Annotated in this window: 18 protein-coding genes and 2 pseudogenes; 17 read left to right on the top strand and 3 right to left on the bottom strand. The window is 59.9% G+C overall.

Features of this window, described 5'->3' with window-relative positions:
- Positions 1 to 64: 64 nt before the first annotated feature.
- The 3 genes from PFAS1_RS24685 to PFAS1_RS24675 are packed head-to-tail and all read left to right on the top strand — an operon-like array spanning position 65 to position 5,816.
- Positions 65 to 1,582 carry an efflux transporter outer membrane subunit gene (locus tag PFAS1_RS24685; protein WP_076031598.1) on the top strand — a complete coding sequence of 506 codons (1,518 nt, stop codon included), beginning with the start codon at positions 65 to 67 and terminating at the stop codon, positions 1,580 to 1,582.
- 29 nt (positions 1,583 to 1,611) lie between these two features.
- A complete protein-coding gene (locus PFAS1_RS24680) occupies positions 1,612 to 2,724 on the top strand; it encodes an efflux RND transporter periplasmic adaptor subunit (protein ID WP_076030887.1) in 1,113 nt (370 codons plus the stop codon).
- A complete protein-coding gene (locus tag PFAS1_RS24675) occupies positions 2,721 to 5,816 on the top strand; it encodes an efflux RND transporter permease subunit (protein WP_076030886.1) in 3,096 nt (1,031 codons plus the stop codon). The genes PFAS1_RS24680 and PFAS1_RS24675 overlap by 4 nt, the downstream gene beginning before the upstream one ends.
- A 71-nt stretch (positions 5,817 to 5,887) precedes the next feature.
- On the opposite strand, the pseudogene PFAS1_RS24670 reads toward PFAS1_RS24675, so the two are convergent.
- Positions 5,888 to 6,388 (bottom strand): annotated as a pseudogene (locus PFAS1_RS24670) (DNA/RNA non-specific endonuclease); the annotation flags it as partial.
- 263 nt (positions 6,389 to 6,651) lie between these two features.
- Between PFAS1_RS24670 and psrA the strand changes: the two are divergent.
- The 11 genes and pseudogenes from psrA to acs all read left to right on the top strand — a co-directional run bounded on the left by psrA (position 6,652) and on the right by acs (position 20,751).
- On the top strand, positions 6,652 to 7,743 hold the full coding sequence (gene psrA / locus PFAS1_RS24665) for an iron-containing alcohol dehydrogenase PsrA (protein ID WP_076030885.1): 1,092 nt from the start codon (positions 6,652 to 6,654) through the stop codon (positions 7,741 to 7,743).
- Positions 7,744 to 7,868: 125 nt separating this feature from the next.
- On the top strand, positions 7,869 to 9,164 hold the full coding sequence (locus tag PFAS1_RS24660; RefSeq protein WP_076030884.1) for an MFS transporter: 1,296 nt from the start codon (positions 7,869 to 7,871) through the stop codon (positions 9,162 to 9,164).
- 54 nt (positions 9,165 to 9,218) lie between these two features.
- Positions 9,219 to 10,091 (top strand): LysR substrate-binding domain-containing protein, encoded by an 873-nt coding sequence (locus PFAS1_RS24655; protein ID WP_008154442.1) that lies wholly within the window; start codon positions 9,219 to 9,221, stop codon positions 10,089 to 10,091.
- Between the two features lie 86 nt (positions 10,092 to 10,177).
- Positions 10,178 to 11,005, top strand: a complete 828-nt coding sequence (gene phnX / locus PFAS1_RS24650; protein WP_076030883.1) for a phosphonoacetaldehyde hydrolase — start codon at positions 10,178 to 10,180, stop codon at positions 11,003 to 11,005.
- Positions 11,006 to 11,376: 371 nt separating this feature from the next.
- Positions 11,377 to 12,543, top strand: a complete 1,167-nt coding sequence (locus tag PFAS1_RS24645) for a 2-aminoethylphosphonate--pyruvate transaminase (RefSeq protein WP_083671766.1) — start codon at positions 11,377 to 11,379, stop codon at positions 12,541 to 12,543.
- A gap of 286 nt (positions 12,544 to 12,829) precedes the next feature.
- Positions 12,830 to 14,173: an MFS transporter gene (locus tag PFAS1_RS24640; RefSeq protein ID WP_076031596.1), complete on the top strand. Its 1,344-nt coding sequence runs from the start codon at positions 12,830 to 12,832 to the stop codon at positions 14,171 to 14,173.
- 39 nt (positions 14,174 to 14,212) lie between these two features.
- Positions 14,213 to 15,040 carry a phosphonoacetaldehyde hydrolase gene (phnX, locus tag PFAS1_RS24635; RefSeq protein ID WP_076030882.1) on the top strand — a complete coding sequence of 276 codons (828 nt, stop codon included), beginning with the start codon at positions 14,213 to 14,215 and terminating at the stop codon, positions 15,038 to 15,040.
- Between the two features lie 76 nt (positions 15,041 to 15,116).
- Positions 15,117 to 16,637 (top strand): acetaldehyde dehydrogenase ExaC, encoded by a 1,521-nt coding sequence (exaC, locus tag PFAS1_RS24630; RefSeq protein WP_076030881.1) that lies wholly within the window; start codon positions 15,117 to 15,119, stop codon positions 16,635 to 16,637.
- Between the two features lie 40 nt (positions 16,638 to 16,677).
- Positions 16,678 to 17,859, top strand: a pseudogene (locus tag PFAS1_RS30465) (HAMP domain-containing protein); the annotation flags it as partial.
- A gap of 144 nt (positions 17,860 to 18,003) precedes the next feature.
- Entirely contained in the window at positions 18,004 to 18,717 is a 714-nt protein-coding gene (locus PFAS1_RS30460; protein WP_404942671.1) for a methyl-accepting chemotaxis protein, read from the top strand.
- 78 nt (positions 18,718 to 18,795) lie between these two features.
- Positions 18,796 to 20,751, top strand: a complete 1,956-nt coding sequence (gene acs, locus PFAS1_RS24620; protein WP_076031595.1) for an acetate--CoA ligase — start codon at positions 18,796 to 18,798, stop codon at positions 20,749 to 20,751.
- A 323-nt stretch (positions 20,752 to 21,074) separates the two neighbouring features.
- Here the strand turns inward: acs and PFAS1_RS24615 are convergent, their stop codons facing one another.
- On the bottom strand, positions 21,075 to 21,950 hold the full coding sequence (locus tag PFAS1_RS24615) for a LysR substrate-binding domain-containing protein (RefSeq protein ID WP_076030879.1): 876 nt from the start codon (positions 21,948 to 21,950) through the stop codon (positions 21,075 to 21,077).
- Positions 21,951 to 22,072: 122 nt separating this feature from the next.
- Between PFAS1_RS24615 and PFAS1_RS24610 the strand changes: the two genes are divergently transcribed.
- Together PFAS1_RS24610 and PFAS1_RS24605 are read left to right on the top strand one after the other, a co-directional pair.
- A complete protein-coding gene (locus PFAS1_RS24610) occupies positions 22,073 to 22,423 on the top strand; it encodes a RidA family protein (protein ID WP_008154095.1) in 351 nt (116 codons plus the stop codon).
- A 46-nt stretch (positions 22,424 to 22,469) separates the two neighbouring features.
- On the top strand, positions 22,470 to 23,861 hold the full coding sequence (locus tag PFAS1_RS24605; RefSeq protein ID WP_076030878.1) for an FAD-dependent oxidoreductase: 1,392 nt from the start codon (positions 22,470 to 22,472) through the stop codon (positions 23,859 to 23,861).
- Between the two features lie 121 nt (positions 23,862 to 23,982).
- On the opposite strand, the gene PFAS1_RS24600 is transcribed toward PFAS1_RS24605, so the two are convergent.
- On the bottom strand, positions 23,983 to 24,909 hold the full coding sequence (locus tag PFAS1_RS24600) for a Gfo/Idh/MocA family protein (RefSeq protein WP_076030877.1): 927 nt from the start codon (positions 24,907 to 24,909) through the stop codon (positions 23,983 to 23,985).
- A 152-nt stretch (positions 24,910 to 25,061) separates the two neighbouring features.
- Between PFAS1_RS24600 and PFAS1_RS24595 the strand changes: the two genes are divergently transcribed.
- The gene (locus PFAS1_RS24595) at positions 25,062 to 25,973 is read left to right on the top strand and encodes a bestrophin family protein (RefSeq protein WP_076030876.1); all 912 of its coding nucleotides are present in this window, start codon (positions 25,062 to 25,064) and stop codon (positions 25,971 to 25,973) included.
- The last annotated feature ends 44 nt before the right edge of the window (positions 25,974 to 26,017 follow it).

Here is a 26,017-nt window from a genome sequence, read left to right as displayed (position 1 = left end):
TGACGACTTCGCGCACACCGGGCCCTACGCTGATGCCACCTCGAATTTGCACGAGCCCAATCCGATGCCGCGACTTCCAAACTTCCACCTGTTGACCCGCAACACCGGGCAGACGCCCCTGCAACATGCCGAACGCGTAATCGGTGTCGTAAAGAGTGCGGCGCTTGCCGCGTCCATCGCCCTGATCCTGACCGGTTGCTCCACGGAGGTGCTGACGCCGTCGGTAGACCTACCGAGCAACTTCGCCGCGAGCACGGCCTCCGAAATGGAACCCGAGGCGGCATGGTGGGAGGTTTACCACGACCCGGTGCTGACGGATCTGGTGCGCCGAGCCGCGCGCGAGAGTCGCGACGTCAAGATTGCCGCCGAGCGCCTGCACGCCGCGCGTGCTGGCGAAACGGTCAGCCGCTCATGGCTGTTCCCGAGTGTCGGCGCATCCGCCTCCGGCAGCGATCGCAGCAGCGGCTACAGCTCGGCCACGAAACAGGGTTATCCGGATACCAAGACCACCAGTGCGGGGCTGGACGTCTCGTGGGAGCTCGACCTGAGCGGCCGCTTGCGCGCCGGCGCAGCGGCGGCTGACGCCGATGCGATGGCCGCGGAGCACAGCATGCGCGGCGTACGCCTGCTGGTGATGAGCGACGTCGTCAGCAATTACTTCACACTGCTCGGCGCGCAACGCCAGGTCGCGACACTGCGCGCCATCTCAGCGATGCAGGACGAGACGCTGCGTCTGGTTGTCGCTCGCCAGCAGGCGGGGCTGGCCTCGGCCTTCGACGTCGAACGCGCGCAGACCGACGCCTTGTCGGCGCGGGCGCAGATTCCGCCGCTGGAAACACAGGTGGCTGTGTCGCGCCATCGTATTGCGGTGCTGATTGCCGACCAGTCCTTCAATACCGCGAACATCCAGTCTTCGATCAGCGATGTGGCAGTGGTGCCCGAGGCCAAGCCAGGCCAGCCCGCAGAGCTGCTGCAACGTCGACCTGACGTGCTGGCGTTGATGGCGCAGCTCGATGCAGCCAATGCGCGCCGCAAGCAGGCCGCGGCCGAGTGGTTTCCGCGGCTGTTCCTCGACGCCTCCTTCGGCCGCCAGGGCTTGAGCCTGAACGGCGCCGATCTCGGCGTTGCACGCTTCACTAACGTGGCGGGTTTGCTGGCGATGCCGCTCTTTAACGCCGGGCGCACGCAAGCAATCAACGATGCGGCCGAAAGTGCTCAAAAAGAGGCGCTGCTGCGCGCCGAAGACGGCATCGTGCGGGCGCTCGAAGATGTAGAGAACGCCCTCGTCACGCTGGCGCAAGAGCGGCGCCGCGCCGGGTCGCTGCAATTGGCCGCCGCGTCCGCCGAGGCTGCACAGAACCGCGCCCAGTCGCTCTACAACCGCGGGCAGATCGACCTGTTGCCACTTCTGGATTCGCAGCGCGCGCGCCTGGCGGCACGCTTGAATTCCAACGAAAGCAACACCCGCCTGCTGATCGATAGCGTGCAGCTCTATAAGGCACTGGGCGGGGGCTGGCAGGTGTTCGAACAACCCGCTACTCCCACCGCAGCCACCAAAGCCGACCTGCCACCCCTTTCTTAAGAATCTGCCGTTTTACTAGAGGAACCGCCTTGAAAACCTCCCTTACTGCGGCCGGCGCCCTGGCCGTCGCCGTCATGCTTTGCGCGTGCAGCCCGGACAAGCCGACCGTGCAAACGCCACGACCGGTTCGCACTGTTGAAATCAGCTACGACAATGCCCGCGACATCAGTCGCTACGTGGGCACCGTGCAATCACGGCATGAAGTCGACCAGGCCTTCCGCGTGGGCGGGAAGGTCGCCCAGCGCAAGGTAGAGGTAGGCCAGTTTGTGCGCGAAGGCGACATACTGGCTGTACTGGATGATGCCGACTACCGCCTCGCCGAAGAAGCGTCGCGACAACAGTGGACGGTTGCCGTCGAGCAGACGCGCCAGGCCGACTCGGACCGCCAACGTCTGACTGCGTTGAAGGCTGACGGCTCGGTCAGTGCGGCCGACGCCGAGCGCGCGCAGACCAATGCCCAAACCGCGCATGCGACCGCCGAGGCCGAGGCGCGAAAACTCGAACTCGCACGCAACCGGCTCAAGTACACCGTGCTGCGCGCCTCGCATAGCGGCGTCGTCACGGCTGTCCGCTTTGAGGCCGGACAGGTCGTACCGGAGGGGCAACCGGTTGTCTCGATCGCGAATCCGGGCGAATCCGAGATCCTCATCGACGTGCCCGAGGATCAACTGGCCGTCTTCAAGGACGCGCGCTTCAAGGCCTCGCTGGCCAGTGCGCCGAACGAGATCTTCGATGTCACGCTGCGCGAGCTGTCACCACAGGCTGCAGCGCAGACGCGCACCTATCGCGCGCGGCTCAAACCGTTGCAGGCGCTGCCGCTGGGCGCCACCGCCACGGTGATGGCCGAGCGAGTCATGACAAGTGTCTCTGTGGCGGCAGTGCCAGCCACGGCATTGACGCAGATCGGCGGTCAGCCGGCGCTGTGGGTGGTCACGCCCACGGGCAAGGATCCGGTAGGCATCGTCGATCTGGAGCGTGTGGCAGTTTGGGGTTACCGCAACGACGAGGTACTCGTCTCCGGGCTGCAGGCTGGCAAATTGGTCGTCACCGCCGGCGTCCAGAAGATGACGTCCGGACTGAAGGTCGCGCTGCCAGGTGCGGCGATCGTTGACGCCAATACCACGCAGCAGGCCGCCCGATGAACAACTTCAACCTCACCGACTGGGCGCTGCGCCATCGCGCCATCGTTCTGTTCATGCTCCTCATTGTCGCGGTGGCTGGCGCCTTCAGCTTCACCCGGCTCGGCCAGCTCGAGGATCCGAACTTTTCCGTGCCTTCCATGACCGCCATGGTCATCTGGCCGGGCGCCACTGCCCAGCAGTTGCAGGACCAGGTCCTCAACCGCATGGAGAAGAAATTCGAGCAGATCGACAACTTCGAGAAGGTGGTCACCTACGCACGGCAAGGCTATGCAGGTATGACGCTCACCGTGCGCGGCGGCACTTCCAAGGCTGACCAGCGCGAAGCCTGGTATCAGGCGCGCAAGAAACTCAACGACCTGAGCCTCGAGATGCCTGACGGCGTGATCGGCCCCATCCTGAACGACGAGTACGGTGACGTATATGGCCTGATGTACGCCATCAAGGGCGACGGCGTCGGTCACGCCGACCTGTCGCACGCGGCCGAGGACATCAAGCGCCAGATGCTGAAGGTGCCGATGGTCAAGAAGATCGATCTCATCGGCAAGCAGGCCGAGCGTGTCTACGTCGAGTTCTCGCACGAGCGCCTGGCCGCGCTGGGCATCACACCACTGGCCATTGCCGAAAGCCTCAAGAGCCAGAACGCCATGGTGCCCGCAGGCCAGATCGACACCCGCGGCGACCGCGTCATGGTGCGCGTGAGCGGCCAGTTCGCCAGCGAAGCGGCTATCCGCAACGTGCCCATCGCCGCGGGCGGCCGGCAGATCAAGCTCGGTGACATTGCGACCGTTACACGTGGTTTCGAGGATCCGCCCACCTACACGGTCCGCCACAACGGCGAGCCCGTGCTGATGCTTGGCATCACGATGTCCAGCGACGGCAACATCGTGGACCTTGGCAAGGCGATGGACACGGCCGTCGCCAAGATCCAGTTGGAGCTCCCGCATGGCGTGGAACTTGAACTCGTGGCCGACCAGCCCACCACGGTGAGGGATGCAATCCTGGACTTCGGTCGCGCACTGGCCGAGGCGTTGATCATCGTGATCGCGGTGAGCCTGGCCAGCCTGGGCTGGCGGGCAGGCCTCGTGGTCGCGGCCACGGTGCCGCTGGTGCTGGGCGGCGTGGCGCTGGTGATGCTGGCGATGGGCTGGAACCTCGAGCGCATCTCGCTCGGCTCACTGATTATCGCCTTGGGACTTTTGGTGGATGACGCCATCATCGCCATCGAGATGATGGTGGCGAAAATGGAAACCGGCATGGACCGCGTGAAGGCGGCCGCCTTCTCCTATCAGTCCACCGCCATGCCGCGCCTGACCGGCGCACTCATAACGGTCGTGGGCTTCCTGCCGATCGGCCTCTCGAAGTCCACCACTGGCGAGTACGCGGGTGGCATTTTCTGGATCGTCGGCGCCGCAGTGCTGTTCTCGTGGATCTGTTCCGGTATTTTCACGCCGTATCTGGCGGGCAAGATGCTGCCCAACGACTTGGGCAAGCACCAGCACGGTGATCCGCACGACACGAAGTTCTACCGCAGCCTGCGCCGCCTGATCGACGCCGCCATCGAGCGTCGCTGGGTGGTCATCGGTGCGACGGTTGCCGCTCTGGTGCTTGCTCTGGCCTGTATCAAGCTGGTGCCGCAGCAATTCTTCCCCAACAGTTCGCGCCCTGAACTGGTCATTGACCTGCGCGTCAAGGAAGGGTCCTCGTTCGCCGCGACGACCGAGCAGGTCAAGCACATGGAGGAGATCCTGGCGAAGGACGAGGACGTGCGTTTCTATACCGCCTACACCGGCGCCGGCGCACCGCGTTTCTATCTCTCGCTCAACCCCGAGCTGCCCAATCCTGGATTTGCACAGTTCGTTGTGATGACCAAGGACCTGGATGCACGCGAGCGGGTACGTGCGCGGCTGGTGGCCTCGGCTGACCAACAATTCCCCCAGGCGTGGGTGCGCGTGACCCGGCTCGAGTTGGGGCCACCTGTCGGCTACCCGGTGCAGTTCCGCGTCGTAGGGCCTGATACCCAGAAGGTGCGTCAGATCGCCCGTGAGGTGGAGAACGTGATTGCGTCCAACCCGAAGGTGCGCGACCTCCAGCTCGACTGGAACGACCCGGTGCGCACGCTGAAGGTCGAGCTTGATCAGGACAAGGCGAGCGCGCTTGGCCTCACGCCGGCCGACGTGTCGCTGGCGACCCAGACCGTGATGAACGGCGCTACCTTGTCGCAGCTGCGTGAGCACGAGAACCTGATCGACATCGTCGCCCGTGCCGTGCCCGCTGAGCGCCTGAGCCTCGACACACTGAAAGACATCAACCTCTACACGCGCCAGGGCACGGTGGTACCGCTGTCGCAAGTCGCACAGGTGCGCGCTGAACTGGAAGAGCCAGTGCTTTGGCGCCGCAACCGCGATATGGCAATCACGGTGCGGGCCGACGTGAAGGATGGCGAACAAGGTGTTTCGGTGACTCAGGAGATCCAGCCGTTACTCAAGGAAATCGAAGCGAAGCTGCCGTCGGGCTACCGCATCGACACGGGTGGAGCCGTTGAGGAAAGTGACAAGGCCAACAAGGCGCTGATCGCGGTGGCCCCACTGATGCTGATCACCATCCTGCTATTACTCATGCTGCAACTGCAGAACTTCTCCCGCATGTGGATGGTGGTGCTGACCGCACCGCTGGGCTTGATCGGAGTGGTGCCAGCGCTGCTGGTATTCCAGTCGCCGCTGGGCTTTGTTGCGATACTGGGGATCATCGCACTGGGTGGCATGATCATGCGCAACGCTGTGATCCTGATCGATCAAGTGCAAATCGAGATCACTGAAGGGCGCGACCCGTGGAATGCTGTGCTGGATGCCGCCGTCCACCGAGCCCGGCCAGTGATGCTGACGGCGCTGGCCACCGTGCTTGCAATGATCCCGTTAACGCGCAGTGTGTTCTGGGGCCCCATGGCAATCGCGATCATGGGCGGCCTTACCGTGGCAACACTGCTGACGATTTTCTTCGTCCCGGCATTGTACGCTGCATGGTTCAAGGTGGGTCGCCAGACGGCCGCTGACACCCAACAGGTCCGGGGGAACGCCGCGCTCGCATCTGAGTGAGCCGCTATTTATCCGTGAATGAAACACCCCATCGGTTGCATCCAGCCTTTGGGGTGCAATTCATCAAACCATCAAGAGCGCCCTACGGAACCTGTGACCGGTAGATTCCCCAGCAAATTGAGCCCGGTACTCTTCACGAAAGCGCCATAGTCCATCGGTCTCTCGATACGGGTTTCAGTGTTGGGCAGAACGTAGGCCCAGGCACGCTTGGACGATGCGTCGTAAACCAGCTTGAACAGGCGGGTCGGCACCCAGACCTTGTTGTTGCCGACGGTGGTGTGGCCTGAGTCAAAGAGCGGGCCGGTAAAGACAAAAACATTGCCATCGGCGCGCTTGGCAAATTTCCTGACATCCGCCTCGACCTTGCTCCAGATCTTCCGGTTGTTGGTGGGGTATTGCGGCACCATGTTCGACAGCGCAAAGGATTGGGCCATTGCATTGGGGTTCGGTGCATCGGCTGCCGGGAATTGATGGCCGCGGTCCACCGCCGGATGCTGGCTACGGTAGTCGCTCAACTCTGCCCGTCCACTCTTGGGGATACGTGGGTCCGGGTAGAACTGGTTGGTGCGCTCTGCGGGGCTCTGTGCGGCGAGCGCCGTACTGTCATTATTGATTAAGCGCTGACTCCATTAGTGCGCGGATCGTAACGCCACAAGCGTCACGATTCCGTGTGCCCCGGAACAAGACCCACCTACTCAATACGTCACCTGCAATCAACGCCCCCCTGCATCTGGTATCGGCTCAGCCGATGAAAGCCTGCGATTTATCGATTTGAGCTGTTGTTGAGGGTCCTCGATCATGGGCCACCTTCAACAACAAAAATAAAGGCCCCGCCATGATTGCCCGCTTCCACAATCCAGTTGATACCCGCTTCGGCTGGAGCAGCCTTCTCGAACTTGCCGAAATCACCGAAAACCAGAAAGTCGCTCTTGTGACCTTTCCCGAAGCTCGTGGGCTGGGATTAGTGGATCGCATTCAGGACCTGCTGGGCGACCGGCTGGTGTACATCATCGAGGATGTCCAGCCCAATCCGGATGTGGCTCAGTTACGCGATACCTATGAGCGTTTTTGGCAAGAAGCCGGCGACTGCCATATGGTCGTTGCCGTAGGCGGTGGCAGCGCCATCGATACCGCCAAGGCATTGATCGTGGGTACCGAATCGGGTTGCTTCGATGAGTTGCTCGCGTTGCTGGCAACCGGTAAACCCTTCGTCCCGGCGCGCAGCAAGTTACTGATTGCAGCCCCGACTACGGCGGGTACCGGAAGCGAAGTCACCCCATGGGCCACTATCTGGGACTCGGCCAGCCACAAGAAATACTCCCTGCACCTGGAATGCACCTGGCCGAAAGTGGCCATTGTCGATCCGCAGTTGATGCTGACGGTTCCGGCTGGCGTCACCGTTTCTACGGGCCTCGATGCCCTGTCGCATGCGCTGGAGTCGATCTGGAACATCAATGCCAATCCGATTTCGGACACCTACGCTATCTCTGCCATTGAGGACATCCTGCACTGCTTGCCATTGCTGCGCCGTGATTTGTCCAACAAGGATCTGCGCTCCAGGATGGCGCTCGCGGCACTCAAGGCCGGGCTGGCATTTTCCAATACCAAAACTGCACTGGCTCACTCCATTTCCTACGAGATGACCTTGCATCACGGGTTGCCCCATGGCATCGCCTGCTCCTTCACCCTCCCGCTGGTTCTGGGCCTTGCCTGGGGCCATGACGAAGCACGCGACCGAACCCTTCAACGAATTTTCGGCAATGACTTGCACAAGGCTCAAAGCCAGTTGCGCGAGTTCTTGCACAGTCTTGACGTGAAAACCGAATTTGCCGACTACGGCGTAACGGCAAAGGAGGCTGAAGAGATGATCAATTTCGCCATGCAAGGCGCACGCGGCAAGAACTTCATCGGTTCACAAGCCGCCTAGCATCTGCCAGCCCAACCAAGCACCGCCAGCGGCGTAACGAACCGCGACGATTTCCTGCTGCACCCACAAAAGAGTGCACCCTCCGACGACATTCGGAGGGACCGAACAATAATAAGGAAAAGATCATGTATCGTGCCCAAACCATGCCAGGTATCGCAGCATCCACCTCGTCGTTTCGAGTCGCTCAGTGGCGCATGCTGCTGGCTGCCATGTTCTGTTATCTGTTTTTCTACACCGGCCGACAAACCTTCGGTTTTGCCATTCCAGGCATTCAGGCCGAGTTCGGCTTTACCAAGGAACACCTTGGGTGGGCATCGGCTGCAATGCTCTGGGCCTATGCCATTGGCCAGGCCATCAACGGCAACCTCGCCGACAAGTTCGGCGGCCGACGCATCATGACCCTTGGCGCCGTACTGTCCTGCGGCGCCAACTGGGTGACCAGCTTCGCCAGTAGTTTTTCCGCGTTGATCCTGCCCTGGGGCATCAATGGATACTTCCAGGCATTGGGCTGGGCGCCAGGCAGTCGATTGATCTCCAATTGGTGGAGCACCGGTGAGCGCGGCAAGGTCTATGGCCTTTACGTGTTCGCCGCCGGTTGCGCCTCGGTCCTTTCTTATGTGACCTCCATCGTGGTGCTCGAGGTGCTGCAACTGGAGTGGCGCTGGATCTTCCGGTTGCCCGTGCTGCTGATGCTGGCGGGTGGCATCATTTTCTACCTGGTGGCGCGTGAACGTCCGCAGGACATGGGTTTCGAACCGCTCTCCGACACCGGCGTCGCCAATGCCGATGACAAAAATCATGAAGTGGCACACGGCGAAGTCGAAACCTCCGTGCAACGCTACAAAGCCGTGCTGAAGAACTTTCGTCTGATCATCGCTGCAGTGTCCCTGGGTTTTCAGAACGCCGCTCGCTATGGCTTGATCGTCTGGGTACCGGTGCACTTTCTGGGGGCCAACTGGAAAACCGGCGACAGCATGATCGATCCGAAGTGGATCACGGTTGCCCTGCCAGTGGGCATGGCCATCGGTGCGCTCAGTAATGGCTGGATATCGGACAAGCTGTTCGGCTCCAAACGCTACCTGGCGATCATGCTCTACATGTTCCTGGGGGCAGGTACGAGCCTGTGGATGTGGACCCTTGCACCTCATAGCGCGACCGGTCTTGTAGCGTTGTTCCTTTGCGGTTTCTTCGTCTACGGCCCGGCGTCGAGTTTCTGGGCACTCTGCCCGGACCTGGTCGGCGCAAAGCGCGCGGGCACGGCAACCGGCGTGATGAACTTCTCGTCCTATCTGTTCGCCGGCCTGGCGGAACCGCTGATCGGCAGTATGCTCGACAGTACCGGCAACACGTCTTTGATCTTCATCGTGGTTACGGCTGCATGCCTGTGCAGCGCGGTGGTCGCGCTGTTCATCAGACGTTGATGGCCCGGCACAGAGGCTTGTATCAACAGCGGCGGCTCGGGAACAGGATCTTCTATGTACCAGTACCACAAGTGGCTACGTTCCTTTCATGCGGTGGCGAAGACTGGCAGTTTCACCCTCGCCGCCGAGTACCTGAGCGTTGGTCAGCCGACTGTCAGTGAACAGGTCAACGCGCTGGAGAAGAAGTTCTCCGTGGAACTCTTTCATCGTCGAGGCCGTTTTATCGAAATGAGTTCGGCGGGGCACAAGCTCTATGCGATCACCCAAGGGCTATTCGGCCAAGAGGATGAAGCCGTGCAACTTCTGCAAAGTTTCAAGCAACGCAAAACCGGGATGCTGCGCTTGGGCGCGGTCTCCCCGCCCATTGCGATGAACCTGACTTACGAATTGATGCAGCGGCATCCGGACATTGAACTGGAAACGTCGTTTTCTCCCGAAAAAGAAACGCTGGATCGCCTGTTCAACTTCGATATCGATGTGGCGATTCTTGCGCTCTCCGAATTCGACCAGCGCTTTGATACGCAGCTTTATCGACGCTATCCGATTATTGCGGTGGTTCGCGACGACCATCCCTGGGCCCGGCAGAAAGAGGTGTACGTCGAGCAGATCAGCGACGAAAAGTGGGTCTTGAGGGAAAAAAGCTCACGCACCCGGCAACTGGTGGAAGAAAGCTGCAAGCGTCTTGGCGTCGATCTGAACTGTGTCATGCAATTGAACAGTCGCGAGGCGATCGTCCACGCCATCGCCAAGGGCATCGGTATCGGTTTCGTGTCTGCCGTCGAGTACGCCGAAACGCCAGGCACCAAGCCGATCACCTTTGTCGATCACCCGTTTTCAATCGACTACCACCTGTGCTGCCTGGGTATTCGCAGAAACCGGCCGATGATCGCGGAGTTGTTCGACTCCAGTCCCATACCGACCACCTGATTCCGTAACGCGTTTCAACAATCAATTGGCTTACCTCCTGGTGACAAGAGGGACGGCCTTCCCCTACCCGAAATTGGAGATTCACCATGCACTACAAACAACCTTCCCAACTGCAAGCCGTGGTCCTGGACTGGGCAGGCACCGTCGTTGATTTCGGTTCCTTCGCACCGACTCAGATCTTCGTCGAGGCGTTCGGCGAGTTTGGCGTTGCTGTCTCACTGGAAGAGGCTCGCGGTCCGATGGGCATGGGCAAGTGGGATCACATCCGCACGCTTTGCAACCAGCTACAGATCGCCGAACGCTACCGTGCGGTCTTCGATCGCCTGCCGACCGATGACGATGTCACGGCACTTTACGAGCGATTCATGCCGCTGCAGATCGAGAAAATCGCCCTGCACTCGGCGCTGATTCCCGGGGCTCTGGACGCCATCGATGCGTTGCGCGACAAGGGCCTGAAAATCGGTTCGTGTTCCGGTTATCCCGCAGTCGTGATGGAGAAAGTAGTAGAGCTGGCGCGGAAAAACGGCTACGTCACCGACCACGTAGTAGCAACCGACGAAGTGCCCAATGGTCGTCCGCACCCGGCGCAGGCATTGGCTAATGTGATTGCTTTGGGGATCAGCGATGTCGCCGCATGCGTGAAGGTCGACGACACCTGGCCCGGCATTCTCGAAGGTCGTAGCGCCGGCATGTGGACCGTCGCATTGACCTGTTCCGGCAACGCACTGGGCTTGACCTACGATCAGTTCAAGGCCCTGCCCTCCGACAAGCTGGCCGCAGAACGTGCCCGCATCACCAAGATGTTCGAAGGTTCTCGCCCGCACTATCTGATCGACACCATCGTCGAGTTGCCGGCCGTCATCGAAGACATCAATGCCCGCCTGGCGCGCGGTGAAACCCCTCAAGGTTCCTGACGCCACCTGCTGAAACTGACAGTGGCCGTCCATGGATGGCCACAACTGACTCAATCGCGCGTATCGCATGGGTCATGTGTGTGGACCCACTGCTACCCCCTGTACCACGCCGCGTTCGGCGGCGTTGATGATCGTCCACCCTCTTCGTTCCCTCAACCGTAGATGTCTGAAATGTACGAAGAGTTACCGCTCTGGAAGCATTGTTCAAATCGGTTGATTCGAGATCTGTATCGGCCAAATCGATAGGTGCCACTAATAAGCTCAGCTTATTTATGAAATACAATAAAACGATTTTTCTTATTTCTAAATCATTGTTTATATCCACCCATGCATCACTCCTCACCACAAAAACAATACTGCCGGAGAAGATCATGACCAAAGCCGAATTCCCGACCACTCAACCGCTGGCAACCCCAGCGCTGGGTGAACCCTACCTGCTGACCCCTGGCCCGCTCACCACCTCCAAAGCCACCAAGGAAGCCATGCTTCGCGACTGGGGATCATGGGACGGTGCCTTCAATCAGGTCACCGCTGAGGTTCGCCAGAAATTGCTGAGCATGGCCGGCGTAGAGGACGACAGCTTCGCCTGCGTGCCTCTGCAAGGTAGCGGCAGTTATTCGGTTGAAGCCGCCCTGGCCACCGCCATCCCGCGAGATGGCAAAGCCCTGGTGCTGATGAATGGCGCCTACGGCCAGCGCGCCACCAAAACCCTGGAATATCTCGGCCGCGCCTTCATCTCTCTGGACAAGGGCGACTACCTGCCACCGCAGCCCGATGAAGTTGATGCCCTGCTCACGGCCAATCCGGACGTGACCCATGTGTTTTTGGTTCATTGCGAAACCAGCTCCGGCATCCTCAACCCGCTGCGCGAGATCGCCGACGTGGTGAAGGCCCACGGCAAGAGCTTGATCATCGACGCCATGAGCACCTTCGGCGCTGTGCCGGTGACCGTCAAAGAAATCCCTTTCGATGTGCTGGTGTCTTCGGCCAACAAGTGCATCGAGGGCATCCCGGGCTTCGGATTCGTGATCATCCGTCGCAGCGTACTGGAGTCCGCCAAGGGTCGCGCCAACTCGCTGTCCCTCGACCTCTACGAGCAATGGGTCTACATGGAGCGCACCGGTCAGTGGCGCTTCACTCCACCGACCCACAGTGTGGTGGCGTTTCACAAAGCGCTCGAACAGCACGCGATCGAAGGCGGAGTGCTAGGTCGTCAGGCGCGCTATACACGCAACCGCGACGTGCTGGTGAGCGGCATGCGTGAACTGGGATTCCGGACCCTGCTGGAAGACTGCTGGCTGTCGCCGATCATCACCACGTTCTTTTGCCCCGAGCATCCGAACTTTGAGTTCATGCGTTTCTACGATGAGCTCAAGACCCGCCAATTCATCATCTACCCGGGCAAGCTGACCCAGGCCGAAAGCTTCCGCATCGGATGCATCGGTCAGATCGACGAATACATCGTTCACCAACTGCTGCGTGCCATTGCTGACAGCCTCGTGGCGATGGGCGTGGACATGCCAAAACCGGCAGCCTGACGACCCCTTTCAAGATCCCTGCCGATTCGAGCATAGGTGCAATGGGTAGCGCCGCTGGGCGGGGATCTTTTTTTGAACCATGGATTCGGTGACGTATCGCTCGGCAGCGCCGGGCAGGAGTCAGCGACCGCGGCAATTTAATACGTGAAGCCTGATGCCATCCTCACCGCCATCGAATCGATGCCGTGTGCGTGGACAGGCCTTCTGCACCGAAAACAAAAACAAAAACAAAAACAAAAACCAATTAATTTGCGCTGTCTGGCACCACATACGGGATCAGAACACCATGAACAAGAACACCACAAGTCCTCTCGCAACCGGCTGGAAATCACTCCAGCGTTGGCGCGTGCAGATTTTCCTCATCACTTGGGTGGCATACGCCGGTTTCTATTTCACCCGCAAAGCGTTCTCCGTCGCCAAGCTTGGTATTGGCGAAGACCCGAACTTCATGCTCGAAAAAGCCATGATGGCCAATCTCGACGCCCTCTACCTGACGGCCTATGCCGTGGGCCAGTTTCTTTGGGGCAACTTCTCTGACCGCTTTGGGCCAAGAGTCGTGGTGCTGAGCGGCCTCGTCATCTCGGCCCTGGCGGCGCTACTCATGGGTACCTACGCCACCTTGCCGATTTTCGTCTCCTGCATGCTGGTACAAGGTCTGGCTCAGTCCACCGGCTGGTCAGGTCTATGCAAGAACGTCGGCAGTTTCTTCAGTACAGGCGTGCGTGGCCGCGTACTGGGGTACTGGAGCACCTCTTATGCCTTTGGCGGGATGGTGGCTACTCCGTTTGCTGGTTGGTGGGCCTACAACGCCTACCACGACTGGCGCATAGCGTTCATCAGCAGCGCCGTCGTGGTGCTGGTGGTGGCGGTGTTGTTCTTTTTCCTGCAACGCAACCAACCGGAAGACGTAGGTCTGCCTCCTGTCGAGATCGAGATCGAACCCGTCAGCAATGTCGTAGTTCCGCGTGAAAGCATGTGGGCTGGCTTGCGCACCGTGATGAAAAATCGAACCGTGCTGGTTCTCGGCCTTGCCTATTTCATGCTCAAACCCGCGCGCTACGCCATCCTCTTGTGGGGCCCGGTAATCATCTACGAACGCATGCCCGAGATTGGCAAGGTCGCCTCCGCCATCGTCCCGACCTCCTTTGAACTGGCGGGACTGATCGGTCCCATCCTCATCGGTATCGCATCAGATAAATACTTCGGCGCCCGTCGTATACCGGCGTGTGTCCTCAGCCTGGTGGTCCTCACCGTTTGCCTGGCTCTGTTCGTTCCCGCCATGCAAAGCGGAAGTCTGTACCTGGTGGTCGGCCTGCTGTTCATGATGGGCCTGACGCTCTACGGGCCGGACTCGATGATCAGTGGCTCGGCGGCCATCGACTTCGGCAGCAAGGACGGAGCGGCGTCCGCCGCAGGTTTCGTCAACGGTTGTGGTTCGGTCGGTGCGGTCCTCGGCGGCCTGCTGCCGGGTTACTTCGACACCATCACCGTGTTCATGGTGTTCACCGGCGCTGCACTCCTGGCCATCTTGATGTTGCTGCCGTTTTGGAACAGCCGGCCGAAAACTGTGGAAAGCCAACTGTCTGTCTCGATCCCGGTACAACCGGTCATCGTCGGCACCAACTCCTGAACTCGCAGTACCCACTTACCCTTCGCTGGAGCGATCATCATGAACTACAAACAACCTTCCCAACTGCAAGCCGTGGTCCTGGACTGGGCAGGCACCGTCGTTGATTTCGGTTCCTTTGCCCCTACGCAAATTTTCGTCGAAGCCTTCGCCGAGTTTGGCGTTGCAGTTTCCCTGGCCGAAGCCCGTGGACCGATGGGCATGGGCAAGTGGGATCACATCCGCACGCTTTGCAACCAGCCACAGATCGCCGAACGCTACCGTGCGGCCTTCGATCGCCTGCCGACCGATGACGATGTCACCGCGCTTTACGAGCGCTTCATGCCCTTGCAAATCGAAAAGATCGCCCTGCACTCGGCGCTGATTCCTGGTGCGCTGGATACGATTGATGCCTTGCGCGACAAGGGTCTGAAAATCGGTTCGTGCTCCGGTTACCCAGCGGTGGTCATGGAAAAAGTCGTCGAGCTGGCGCGCAAAAACGGCTACGTCGCCGACTACGTCGTGGCGACTGACGAAGTGCCCAATGGCCGTCCGCACCCGGCTCAGGCGCTGGCCAACGTGATTGCTTTGGGGATCAGCGATGTCGCCGCCTGCGTGAAAGTCGATGACACCTGGCCCGGCATTCTCGAAGGTCGTAGCGCCGGAATGTGGACGGTCGCGCTGACCTGTTCCGGCAACGCACTGGGGCTGACCTATGAAGAATTCAAGGATTTGTCCCTGGAGGAATTGGCCGAGGAACGCGCGCGCATCGTCAAAATGTTCGAAGGCTCTCGTCCGCACTACCTGATCGACACCATCGTCGATCTACCTGCCGTCATCGAAGACATCAATGCCCGCCTGGCACGCGGAGAAACGCCCCAGGGTTCCTGATTCCGCACGGCTTGTGTAACTGACAGTGGCCGTCTCACAGGCGGTCACAACCAAAAAACAACAAGAGAACCTCACCATGAACTACGCCCACCCAGGCACTCCCGGTGCCATCGTTTCCTTCAAGTCCCGTTACGGTAACTACATCGGCGGTGAGTTTGTCGCACCGGTCAACGGTCAGTACTTCACCACTACCTCGCCAGTGAATGGCCAACCGATTGCCGAATTCCCGCGTTCCACGGCCGAAGACATCGAAAAGGCCCTGGACGCTGCCCATGCGGCCGCCGATGCTTGGGGTAAAACCTCGGTACAGGACCGCTCTTTAGCGCTGTTGAAAATCGCCGACCGCATCGAACAGAACCTGGAACTGCTGGCCGTCACCGAAACCTGGGACAACGGCAAAGCCGTACGTGAAACCCTCAACGCCGACATCCCCTTGGCCGTGGACCACTTCCGCTACTACGCCGGTTGCATCCGTGCGCAGGAAGGCAGCTCGGCCGAAATCAACGAACACACCGCGGCCTATCACTTCCATGAACCGCTGGGCGTGGTCGGGCAGATCATTCCGTGGAACTTCCCGATCCTGATGGCCGCCTGGAAACTCGCCCCGGCGCTCGCGGCCGGTAACTGCGTGGTGCTCAAGCCTGCTGAGCAAACGCCGCTGGGCATTACCGTGCTGATGGAGCTGATCGGCGACCTGCTGCCGCCGGGCGTGCTGAACGTGGTGCAAGGCTTCGGTAAAGAGGCCGGCGAAGCGCTGGCCACCAGCAAACGCATCGCCAAGATCGCCTTCACCGGCTCGACCCCGGTCGGCTCGCACATCATGAAATGCGCCGCCGAAAACATCATTCCGTCCACCGTGGAGCTGGGTGGCAAGTCGCCGAACATCTTCTTCGAAGACATCATGCAAGCCGAAGAAACCTTCATCGAAAAAGCCGCCGAAGGCCTGGTGCTGGCGTTCTTCAATCAGGGCGAAGTCTGCACCTGCCCTTCCCGCGCCTTGGTGCAAGAGTCGATCTACGACGACTTCATGAAAGTCGTGATGAAGAAAGTCCTGTCGATCAAACGTGGCGACCCGCTGGACACCGACACCATGGTCGGCGCCCAGGCGTCCGAGCAGCAATTCGACAAAATCCTGTCGTACCTGGAAATCGCCAAGGGCGAAGGCGCCGAGCTGCTGACCGGCGGCAAGGTGGAAAAACTCGAGGGCAACCTGGCGACCGGGTATTACATCCAGCCGACCCTGCTCAAGGGCACCAATAAAATGCGCGTGTTCCAGGAAGAAATCTTTGGCCCGGTGGTGAGCATCACCACCTTCAAGGACGAAGCCGAAGCCCTGGCCATCGCCAACGACACCGAGTTCGGCCTCGGCGCCGGTCTCTGGACCCGCGACATCAACCGCGCCTATCGCATGGGCCGCGCGATCAAGGCCGGTCGTGTGTGGACCAACTGCTACCACCTGTACCCGGCGCATGCCGCGTTCGGCGGATACAAGAAATCCGGCGTCGGTCGTGAAACCCACAAGATGATGCTCGATCACTATCAGCAGACCAAAAACCTGCTGGTGAGCTACGACATCAATCCGTTGGGCTTCTTCTAAAAAGCGTGGGCGATGCAGTTGTTTCTGCGTCGCCCTTCAGATGGCCATCGCGAGCAGGCTCACTCCCACATTTGATCTGTGGCGTTCACAAAACCAATGTGGGAGTGGGCTTGCTCGCGAAGGCGTCCTCAATGACACACCTGACATTCAAGGACTGGATGCCCTGCTCCCCTTGATCGATCCTTTGGAGTCCTCGATGAAAATCCGTTACAAGGTGAGCCTTGTGGCTGCTTGTGTGCTGTTCGTGACAACCAGTCTTCTATCGCTGGTTCAGGTAGAGCAGATACGTACGATTTTGCGTCACCAGGTCGAGGCAAGTATCTCCGAGTCGAGCAATGCGGTGGCACGGCAGATTGAAAATTGGCTGAACGGCAAACTTCGCCTGATTGACTTGACGGCCCAGGCCATCGACAGCCAGTACAGCCCGGAAGCCACCCAACGCATTATCGAATCCCCAATATTGCAGGACCAATTCGAAGTGGTATTCGGTGCCCTTCAGTCCGATGGCAAACCCATCAAGAACAACGCATCCTGGAACCCAAAGCCTGATTATGATGGTCGCTCGCGACCTTGGTACGCGACCGGCAAGGCGGGCAACCAGGCCGTTTTAACCGAGCCCTACAAGGCCTCGACCTCCAACGAAATCCTGATCTCGGTCGTCACCAGGATCAGCGATGCTGGTCAGTTTCTTGGCGTACTGGGTGGTGACATCCGCCTGAATACGGTTGCCGACGCCATCAATACACTGGATTTCGGTGGGGCCGGTTATGCATTCTTGCTGAGCAAAAATGGCAACATTATTTCCCACCCGGACGCTGAACTGAACGGCAAGCCCTACAACCAGCTTTTCGCAGGCAGCGCTCTGCCTCTCGACAGTCAGCTTCAGGAGGTCAGCAGCGGTGGAAAGTCCCTCCTGGTGTCCTTCATTCCGCTCTCCAATCTCAAGGGCATGGATTGGTACATCGGTGTGGTACTGGATCAGGACATCGTGATGGCCGCAGCCCACATCCTGAGTTGGCGGGCCGTCATCGGGACCGGCCTGGGCGTGCTGATTAGCCTGTTGGTGCTGGGTCTGCTGGTAAGGCGGCTGCTGCGACCCCTGGATCAACTCAAGGACTCGTTGGCCGACATCAATCGCGGAGAAGGCGACCTGACCCGCCAACTGCCCGTGGTCGGCAACGATGAAATTGCGCTGGTCGCCGGGGAGTTCAACCAGTTCCTGCAGAACCTGAAAACGCTCATTGGCGCGGTGAAGAACAGCTCGCAACACGTCCGCGAGAGCACCACAGCGACGTCGTGTGAAGCGGATCAGGCAGCCAACCGCGTACAGGTCCAATTACAAGAACTGGATCAACTGGCCACCGCCATGACCGAGATGGCCTCGACCGCCGAGGATGTGGCGCGCAACGCTCAAGCCGCGGCCGAAGCGGCGATCGCTGCCAACGAGGAAACAGCAGACGGGGTTGCCCTGGTCTCCAGGTCGACGGGGGCGATCAAGCGTTTGGCTGAGGAGATGGACGCCACCGGTCATGCGATCAATGAGTTGTCCACGCTCAGTCAAAGCATCGAATCCATCGTGGCGGTCATCACCAGCATCGCCGACCAAACCAATTTGCTCGCGCTCAATGCAGCCATCGAGGCGGCACGTGCCGGCGAATCAGGTCGCGGTTTTGCCGTGGTGGCTGATGAGGTGCGCTCACTGGCCTCACGAACCCAGCAATCCACGCAGGAAATACGCGAGATGATCGACCAGTTGCAGACGGGCGTGAAACACGCCCAAGTGCAAATGCAGCAGAGCCGTGACACGGCCAGCAAGACGGCCGGGGATGCCAATGCAGCCAATGACACCCTCGAGCGCATCCGTGAGGCGATTTATCGCATCAATGACATGAACCTGCAGATTGCCGCAGCGGCTGAAGAACAAAGCGCCACGACCGAAGAAATCAATCGCAACACGACCAACATCCGCGATATCAGTCTTGAAGTTTCCGGCAGTGCGGATAAACAGGTTCGCCAATGTTCAGTGATGGTGGACCACGTCGGCCAGCAGGACAAACTGCTCAATCGCTTCAGGATTTGAGTTTTGCAATGGCCCGAATACTTGGGCTCCAAACCCGTTACAGACCACAAGAACAACTATTCCACCGAGGTAAAAAAGATGAGTGCGGCTTCTCTGTATCCCGTTCGTCCCGAGGTTCTGGCCAACACGCTGACTGACGAGGCGACCTACAAGGCCATGTACCAGCAGTCCGTCGTTAACCCGGACGGCTTCTGGCGCGAGCAAGCCAAGCGCCTCGACTGGATCAAGCCTTTCACCACGGTGAAACAGACCTCCTTCGACGATCACCATGTTGACATCAAATGGTTCGCCGACGGCACCCTGAACGTTTCCTACAACTGCCTCGACCGTCATCTGGCCGAGCGCGGCGATCAAGTGGCGATTATTTGGGAAGGGGATGACCCTGCCGAAAGCCGCAACATCACCTATCGCGAGCTGCACGAACAAGTCTGCAAGTTCGCCAACGCCTTGCGCGGCCAGGATGTGCACCGCGGTGACGTGGTGACTATCTATATGCCGATGATCCCCGAAGCCGTAGTCGCCATGCTGGCGTGTGCCCGGATCGGCGCGATTCACTCGGTGGTGTTCGGTGGTTTCTCACCGGAAGCCCTGGCGGGTCGGATCATCGACTGCAAATCCAAAGTGGTGATCACCGCCGACGAAGGCATTCGTGCCGGTAAGAAGATTTCGCTCAAGACCAACGTCGACGATGCGCTGACCAACCCGGAAACCAGCAGCATCCAGAAAGTCATCGTGTGCAAGCGCACCGGTGGCGACATCAAGTGGAACCAGCATCGCGACATCTGGTACGAAGACTTGATGAAAGTGGCGGGCAGTGTCTGCGCACCGAAAGAAATGGGCGCGGAAGAAGCGCTGTTCATCCTTTATACCTCCGGTTCGACCGGCAAGCCGAAGGGCGTGCAGCACACCACCGCCGGCTACCTGTTGTACGCGGCGATGACTCACGAACGCGTGTTCGACTACCGTCCGGGCGAAGTCTACTGGTGCACCGCCGACGTCGGTTGGGTCACCGGCCACAGTTACATCGTCTACGGCCCGCTGGCCAATGGCGCGACCACGCTGCTGTTCGAAGGTGTGCCTAACTACCCGGACATCACCCGGGTGGCGAAAATCGTCGACAAGCACAAGGTCAACATTCTCTACACCGCCCCCACCGCCATCCGCGCGATGATGGCGTCGGGTAAGGCCGCCGTTGAAGGCGCCGATGGCAGCAGCCTGCGCCTGTTGGGTTCGGTCGGCGAGCCGATCAACCCGGAAGCGTGGGATTGGTACTACAAGAACGTCGGCCAGTCCCGTTGCCCGATCGTCGATACCTGGTGGCAGACCGAAACCGGCGGCAACATGATGAGCCCGCTGCCGGGTGCGCACGCGCTCAAGCCGGGTTCGGCGGCACGTCCGTTCTTCGGCGTGGTGCCGGCGTTGGTGGACAACCTGGGCAACATCCTCGAAGGCGTTGCCGAGGGCAACCTGGTGATTCTGGATTCGTGGCCAGGCCAGGCTCGCACGCTGTATGGCGACCATGACCGCTTCGTCGACACCTACTTCAAGACGTTCAGCGGCATGTACTTCACCGGTGACGGTGCGCGTCGTGATGAAGACGGTTACTACTGGATTACCGGTCGCGTGGATGACGTGCTCAACGTGTCCGGCCACCGCATGGGCACCGCCGAGATCGAGAGCGCGATGGTCGCCCACCCGAAAGTCGCCGAAGCGGCCGTGGTCGGTGTGCCGCACGACATCAAGGGGCAAGGCATCTATGTCTATGTCACGTTGATCGGTGGCGAAGAGCCAAGCGAGCAACTGCGCCTGGAGCTGAAAAACTGGGTGCGCAAGGAGATCAGTCCGATTGCCTCGCCGGATGTCATCCAGTGGGCGCCGGGCCTGCCGAAAACCCGTTCGGGCAAGATCATGCGCCGCATTCTGCGCAAGATTGCCACGGCCGAATACGATGGGTTGGGGGATATCTCCACCCTGGCGGATCCGGGTGTGGTGCAGCATTTGATTGATGAGCACAAGATCATGAACGTCGCGTAAGCGCGGTTCTTGAGTCATCGAAGCCCTGCCCGGCATTGCGCCTGGCGGGGCTTTTTTGTTGCCTGATGTTTTTGCAGTGGCAGTTCGGGCCTCTTCGCGAGCAAGCCCGCTCCCACAGTTGATCTCCAGTGAGAATAAGATTTGTGCTGGGCGCAGATTACCTGTGGGAGCGGGCTTGCTCGCGATGGCGATCTGTCAGACACCACATCAACAACGGCCAATAATTATTGCCTTTGACCAGGCCTGAGCCAATTTTTCAACAGAATCGGCCGCTATCTGCCCTTCCTGACAGGCAGCTATCGGCCACGATCGAACAATGAATCTCACTCGCCCAACCCTTCTCGAACCATGTCAAAAAAGGTCGTCAGGATACGTCGCGAACTCTGTGCCCGCAGACAGACCAATGTCTCGGTGAAGTGTCGCTGAGAGTCAACAATCGGCAAGCCGCGAACCCGGGAGTCCGAGCCCAGCTCGGCTGCCGAGACGACCCCGACGCCCATGCCAATCGCCACGGCCTCGCGTGCCGCTTCACGCCCTTCCACTTCGATGGCCTTGCGAATGTGCAAACCCGCCCCAGCCATCTCCTCCTCCAGCGATAACCGTGTGACCGAACCTTGCTCGCGCAAGACCATGGGTGTGTTGTCCAGGTCGGCAAGGCAGATGGAATCCCGTTGCGCCCAGGGATGGTCATGGGCGACGAAGGCGAGCATGGGATCGCTGCGCAGGTGCAGCGTCATCAGGCGATCGTCTTCGATGTTGCGCCCCAGCAGGGCGATGTCGGCCTGGTGGCTGAACAACCGCTGCAGGACCTCGTCGGTATTGGCGGTTTCGATCTTCACTTCAACGCCGGGGTAACGGCTGCAGAAGCGTGAGACATAGGGCAAGACGTGCACCGGCGCATCCACGGCAAGGTTCAGGGTTCCCGTCGACAGGGTGCGGTAGTCCGTCAGCATGTCGTGGGCATCGATACTGATATCGAACAGGCGCTGGGTCAGGCCGAACAACCGCTCGCCCACTTCCGTCAGGCGCACCAGGCGCTTGTCGCGGTAGAACACCATCACCCCGTAATAATCCTCGAGCTTGCGCACCTGGTCGGATACCGCGGGTTGTGACAGGCAGAGTTGCTCGGCCGCCCGGGTGAAGCTGCCATTCATTGCAACGGCGTGAAACGCCTTGAGTTGGGTATGGGAAATCGTCATCGGCGCACCTCGCTATAGGTTCAACTTATCTTGCCATACGATAAATCGATTTTATTTATGGACGATGAACTGCAAGCATGATTTCCACAAGTGCCGCCCCTCGTACCCATCAGGAATGCTTTATGGAAATTGAACGTTTCGCTGTAGCAAAACGCCGTTCGGACATGGTCCGGTACGACAACCATCTCTATATCGGTGGCCAGGTCGCCTCGGACCTCAGTGGTGATATCGGGGCGCAGACCCGCGAAGTGCTCGCCGGTATCGAGCAGCTTTTGCTCAGTGCCGGCAGCAGCCGCGAGCGGGTGCTGTCGGTGCGCATCCTGCTCGCCCATCGCGAGGACTATGAAGGGCTGAACAGGGTCTGGGATGAGTTTTTTCCTGAAGGCCATGCGCCCACACGCGCTTGCACGCTGGCTCAGCTGATCGACCCCGGTTGGCGTGTGGAAATGATCGTGGTCGCCGCGTGCGGCTGATTGTGTCCTGAACCCTGCCTTTAACCGATCCATCGGAGATGACCCCATGCGCCCCTACTGGCTGGACCAGGCCCTGAAAAATCAACCCGCTACGCCCTGCCCTGCGCTGCAACAGGACACCCGCGCCGACGTCTGCATCGTCGGCGGTGGCTATACCGGTTTATGGACCGCCATCATGCTCAAGCAACAGAATCCCGAGCTGGATGTGGTCATCGTCGAATCCGACATCTGCGGTGCCGGTGCCAGTGGACGCAACGGTGGCTGCGCGCTGTCCTGGTCGGCCAAGTACTTCACCCTTGAGCGCTTGTTCGGCGTCAAAGAGGCGATACGCCTGGTCAAGGAATCGGAGAAGAGCATCTACGCCATCGGCACCTTTTGCGAAAAGTACGCGGTGGATGCCGACTACCGTCTCGACGGCACGCTCTACACGGCGACCAACCGCGCCCAGGTCGGCTCGACCGACGGGGTGATCGCGGCACTGGAGCGCCATGGCATTAACTCTTTCTCCAAATGTGCGCTGCCTGACGTGCAACGCATGGCCGGCTCAACCCGGCACATCGAGGGTTGGTTCTCGCCAGCGGCGGCCAGTGTGCAACCGGGCAAGCTGGTCCGTGGGCTGCGCCGAGTCGCACTGGAACTGGGCGTGCGTATTTTCGAGGGCACGCCGATGACCGGTCTGGAAGAGGGAATGCCGGCCATCGTCAATACGCCCAAAGGGAAAGTGACCTGCAACCGGGTCGTGCTGGCGATGAACGCCTGGATGGCCCGTGCCTTTCCACAGTTCTCGCGTTCAGTGGCCATCGTCTCCAGCGACATGATCATCACCGAGCCGCGACCTGATCTGCTCAAACAGATCGGTTTGACCAGCGGAGTCACCGTACTCGACTCGCGGATATTCGTGCACTACTACCACAACACTCCGGACGGCCGAATCATGCTCGGCAAAGGGGGCAACACCTTCGCCTATGGCGGGCGCATCCTGCCGGTATTCGACCAGCCATCACCTTACGCAGGGCTGCTGCGCAACACGTTGACGGAGTTCTTTCCGGACTTTGCCGATGTCGGTATCGCCGCCACCTGGAATGGCCCTTCCGATCGCTCAGTCACCGGGGTGCCTTTCTTCGGCCGCATGGGCGCAAGCGGCAATATCTTCTATGGTTTCGGGTATTCCGGCAGCGGCGTCGGTCCGTGCCATATGGGTGGACAGATCCTGTCGTCGCTGGTGCTGGGCCTGGATAACCCTTGGACACGCTCGCCGCTGCTGCAAGGTCCGCTTGGCCATTTCCCACCGGAGCCGGTCCGCTACCTGGGTTCATTGATGGTGCGTAATGCCATTCGGCGCAAGGAGCAGGCCGAAGACCACAACCGCCCTCCTCGTCGACTGGATGTGCGTCTGGCGAAATTTGCGGCGGCCGCCGGCAAGGCGGACAAGGGATAACGCCTCGGTCCTATGCAGTATTTTCATGCGCACCAACAGAAACCCCCGCCCGGTTATTTGCCGAGCGGGGTTTTTCCAGCGTCTGTCGTCATTAGAGCGAAATGGGCTCGAGCCGTAGCCGCTAATCGTAGAACGGCGCAACCGACGCCCGACTGCCGACAAAAAAGCTGTCGGCGACCAGTCGCAGCGGCTGAAGGTCCAGGTCACTGGACTTGTCGCCAATCAGCTGTTGAAAATGCCGATACACCGCCGTGTATTCGCCCTCCTCCGATACGACTTGGCGCACGCCGTCGATACTCAACAGTGCGCCACCGTTGTCCAGTCGCAGGATGCCTTCAGTGCAACGAATCTCGACGCTCCAGAGTTCCTCATGACCGTGATCGAAATCGAACTCCGCGCGGACATCGAGGTGGTGCGCGTCAGACAGCTTGATGGACGCGGCAATCGGCGACTGGCAGTTGCTGGGGACCCGCAGTTCGGCAGACTCGACAAACAGCGGCAGCGGCAGCAGATGAGTGACTATCGACAAGGCATTGATGCCGGGATCGAAGACGCCCAGGCCTCCGGGCTGCCAGATCCATGCCTGGCCGGGGTGCCACTTGCGCACGTCTTCCTTCCAGTCGATCTGTACGCTGTGCAAGGTGCGGCTGACCAGCCAGTTACGGGCCGCTTCGATGCCGGGCGCGTAGCGTGAATGCCAGGCGAACAAACCGCTGACGCCTTGCTCCCCAACCTGATTCACCAACGCCATCGCTTCACCCAACGTGGCGCACGGCGGTTTTTCTACCAGTACGTGTTTGCCAGCGGCCAGGGCTTGTTGCACCAGAGCGAATCGTCCTTGCGGTGGTGTGCAAAACGCAATCGCGTCGACGTACGGGCCGTTTTCGAGCAGCTCGCTCAGGGACTGAAAGTTCTCGACCCCGGCGCAGGGCTGCCCTTGCGTGGCGACAGCCACCAACTGGAACGAGGGGTTGGCGTTAATAGCGGGGACGTGTTGATCCTGAGCAATCTTGCCGTAGCCCACCAGACCGAGACGGATCGGTTGCATCAAAGACTCCTGATTATTTTTCTTATCTTGGTATGCGAGCGAGCAAGGTTACACCGCTCGGATCATTGATCGCAGCTCCCACCGAACCTTTACCCGGCAACCACCGTCCGAGTTAGGGCATCAATGTTAACTATTCACCGCGAGGTCGCTGTTTGAAAGCCGTCATCATCAAAAAATACCGCCTGATCATCAAGACCATGGGCTACGTGGGCTGGGCCCTGTTCTGGCTGCTGCTCTGGGATATAGCCGTCACCGTGGACTTCATGCTGTTTCTCAACAGCAAGATCAATCTGCCGCTGATGCCGCTGACCTTGCTCGGCTCGGCGCTGGTGGTGCTGATCAGTTTTCGCAACAGCAGTGCCTACAATCGCTGGTGGGAAGCGCGCACGTTGTGGGGGGCGATGGTCAATAACTCCCGTAGCTTTGCGCGGCAAGTACTGACGTTGCTGGATGACCCGGGTAATGAAGTCAATCCGATGAAGTCAACCCTGCTACGCCGCCACGTGGCGTACGTGAATTGCCTGGCGGCGCATCTCCGGGGCCAGCCGTGCCCGCTCGAAGTACAGGCGTTTATTCCCGCCGGGGAGTTCGCACGCAGCGGCACCACCAATAACTTTGCCAACGATATCCTCAACGGTTCCGCGGCGCTGCTGGCCCAGGAATACAAGGCCGGGCACCTTGACAGCATTCGCCTGGCGCGGCTGGAGTCGACTCTGGTTGATCTGCCCAACAGCCAGGGCGGCATGGAGCGGATTGCCAATACGCCGCTGCCCTACCCTTATGTCTATTTTCCGCGGCTGTTTATTTCGCTGTTTTGCCTGATTGTGCCGGTGGGGCTGGTCGAGTCCCTGGGCTGGTATACCCCGCTGGCCTCGACAGTGGTGGGCTTCATGCTGCTGGCCATCGAACGCATCGGCACTGATCTGCAAAGCCCATTCCGCGACAGCGAACACCAGATCCAGATGGAAGCCCTCTGCGAAACCATCGAGAAAAACCTGCACTCAATGCAACGCGATTCGCTGGGTAGCGATCATTTCAGCTACCCCAGTACAGCGGTGATTTAACAAAAAAACGGCGGGTGGTGAATTATTCAGTGTCCTCATGTATT

It is taken from the genome of Pseudomonas frederiksbergensis (assembly GCF_001952935.1).
GTDB lineage: Bacteria > Pseudomonadota > Gammaproteobacteria > Pseudomonadales > Pseudomonadaceae > Aquipseudomonas > Aquipseudomonas frederiksbergensis.
Note: the sequence above shows the minus strand (reverse complement) of the source record. Positions and strands in the feature narration are given on the sequence as shown.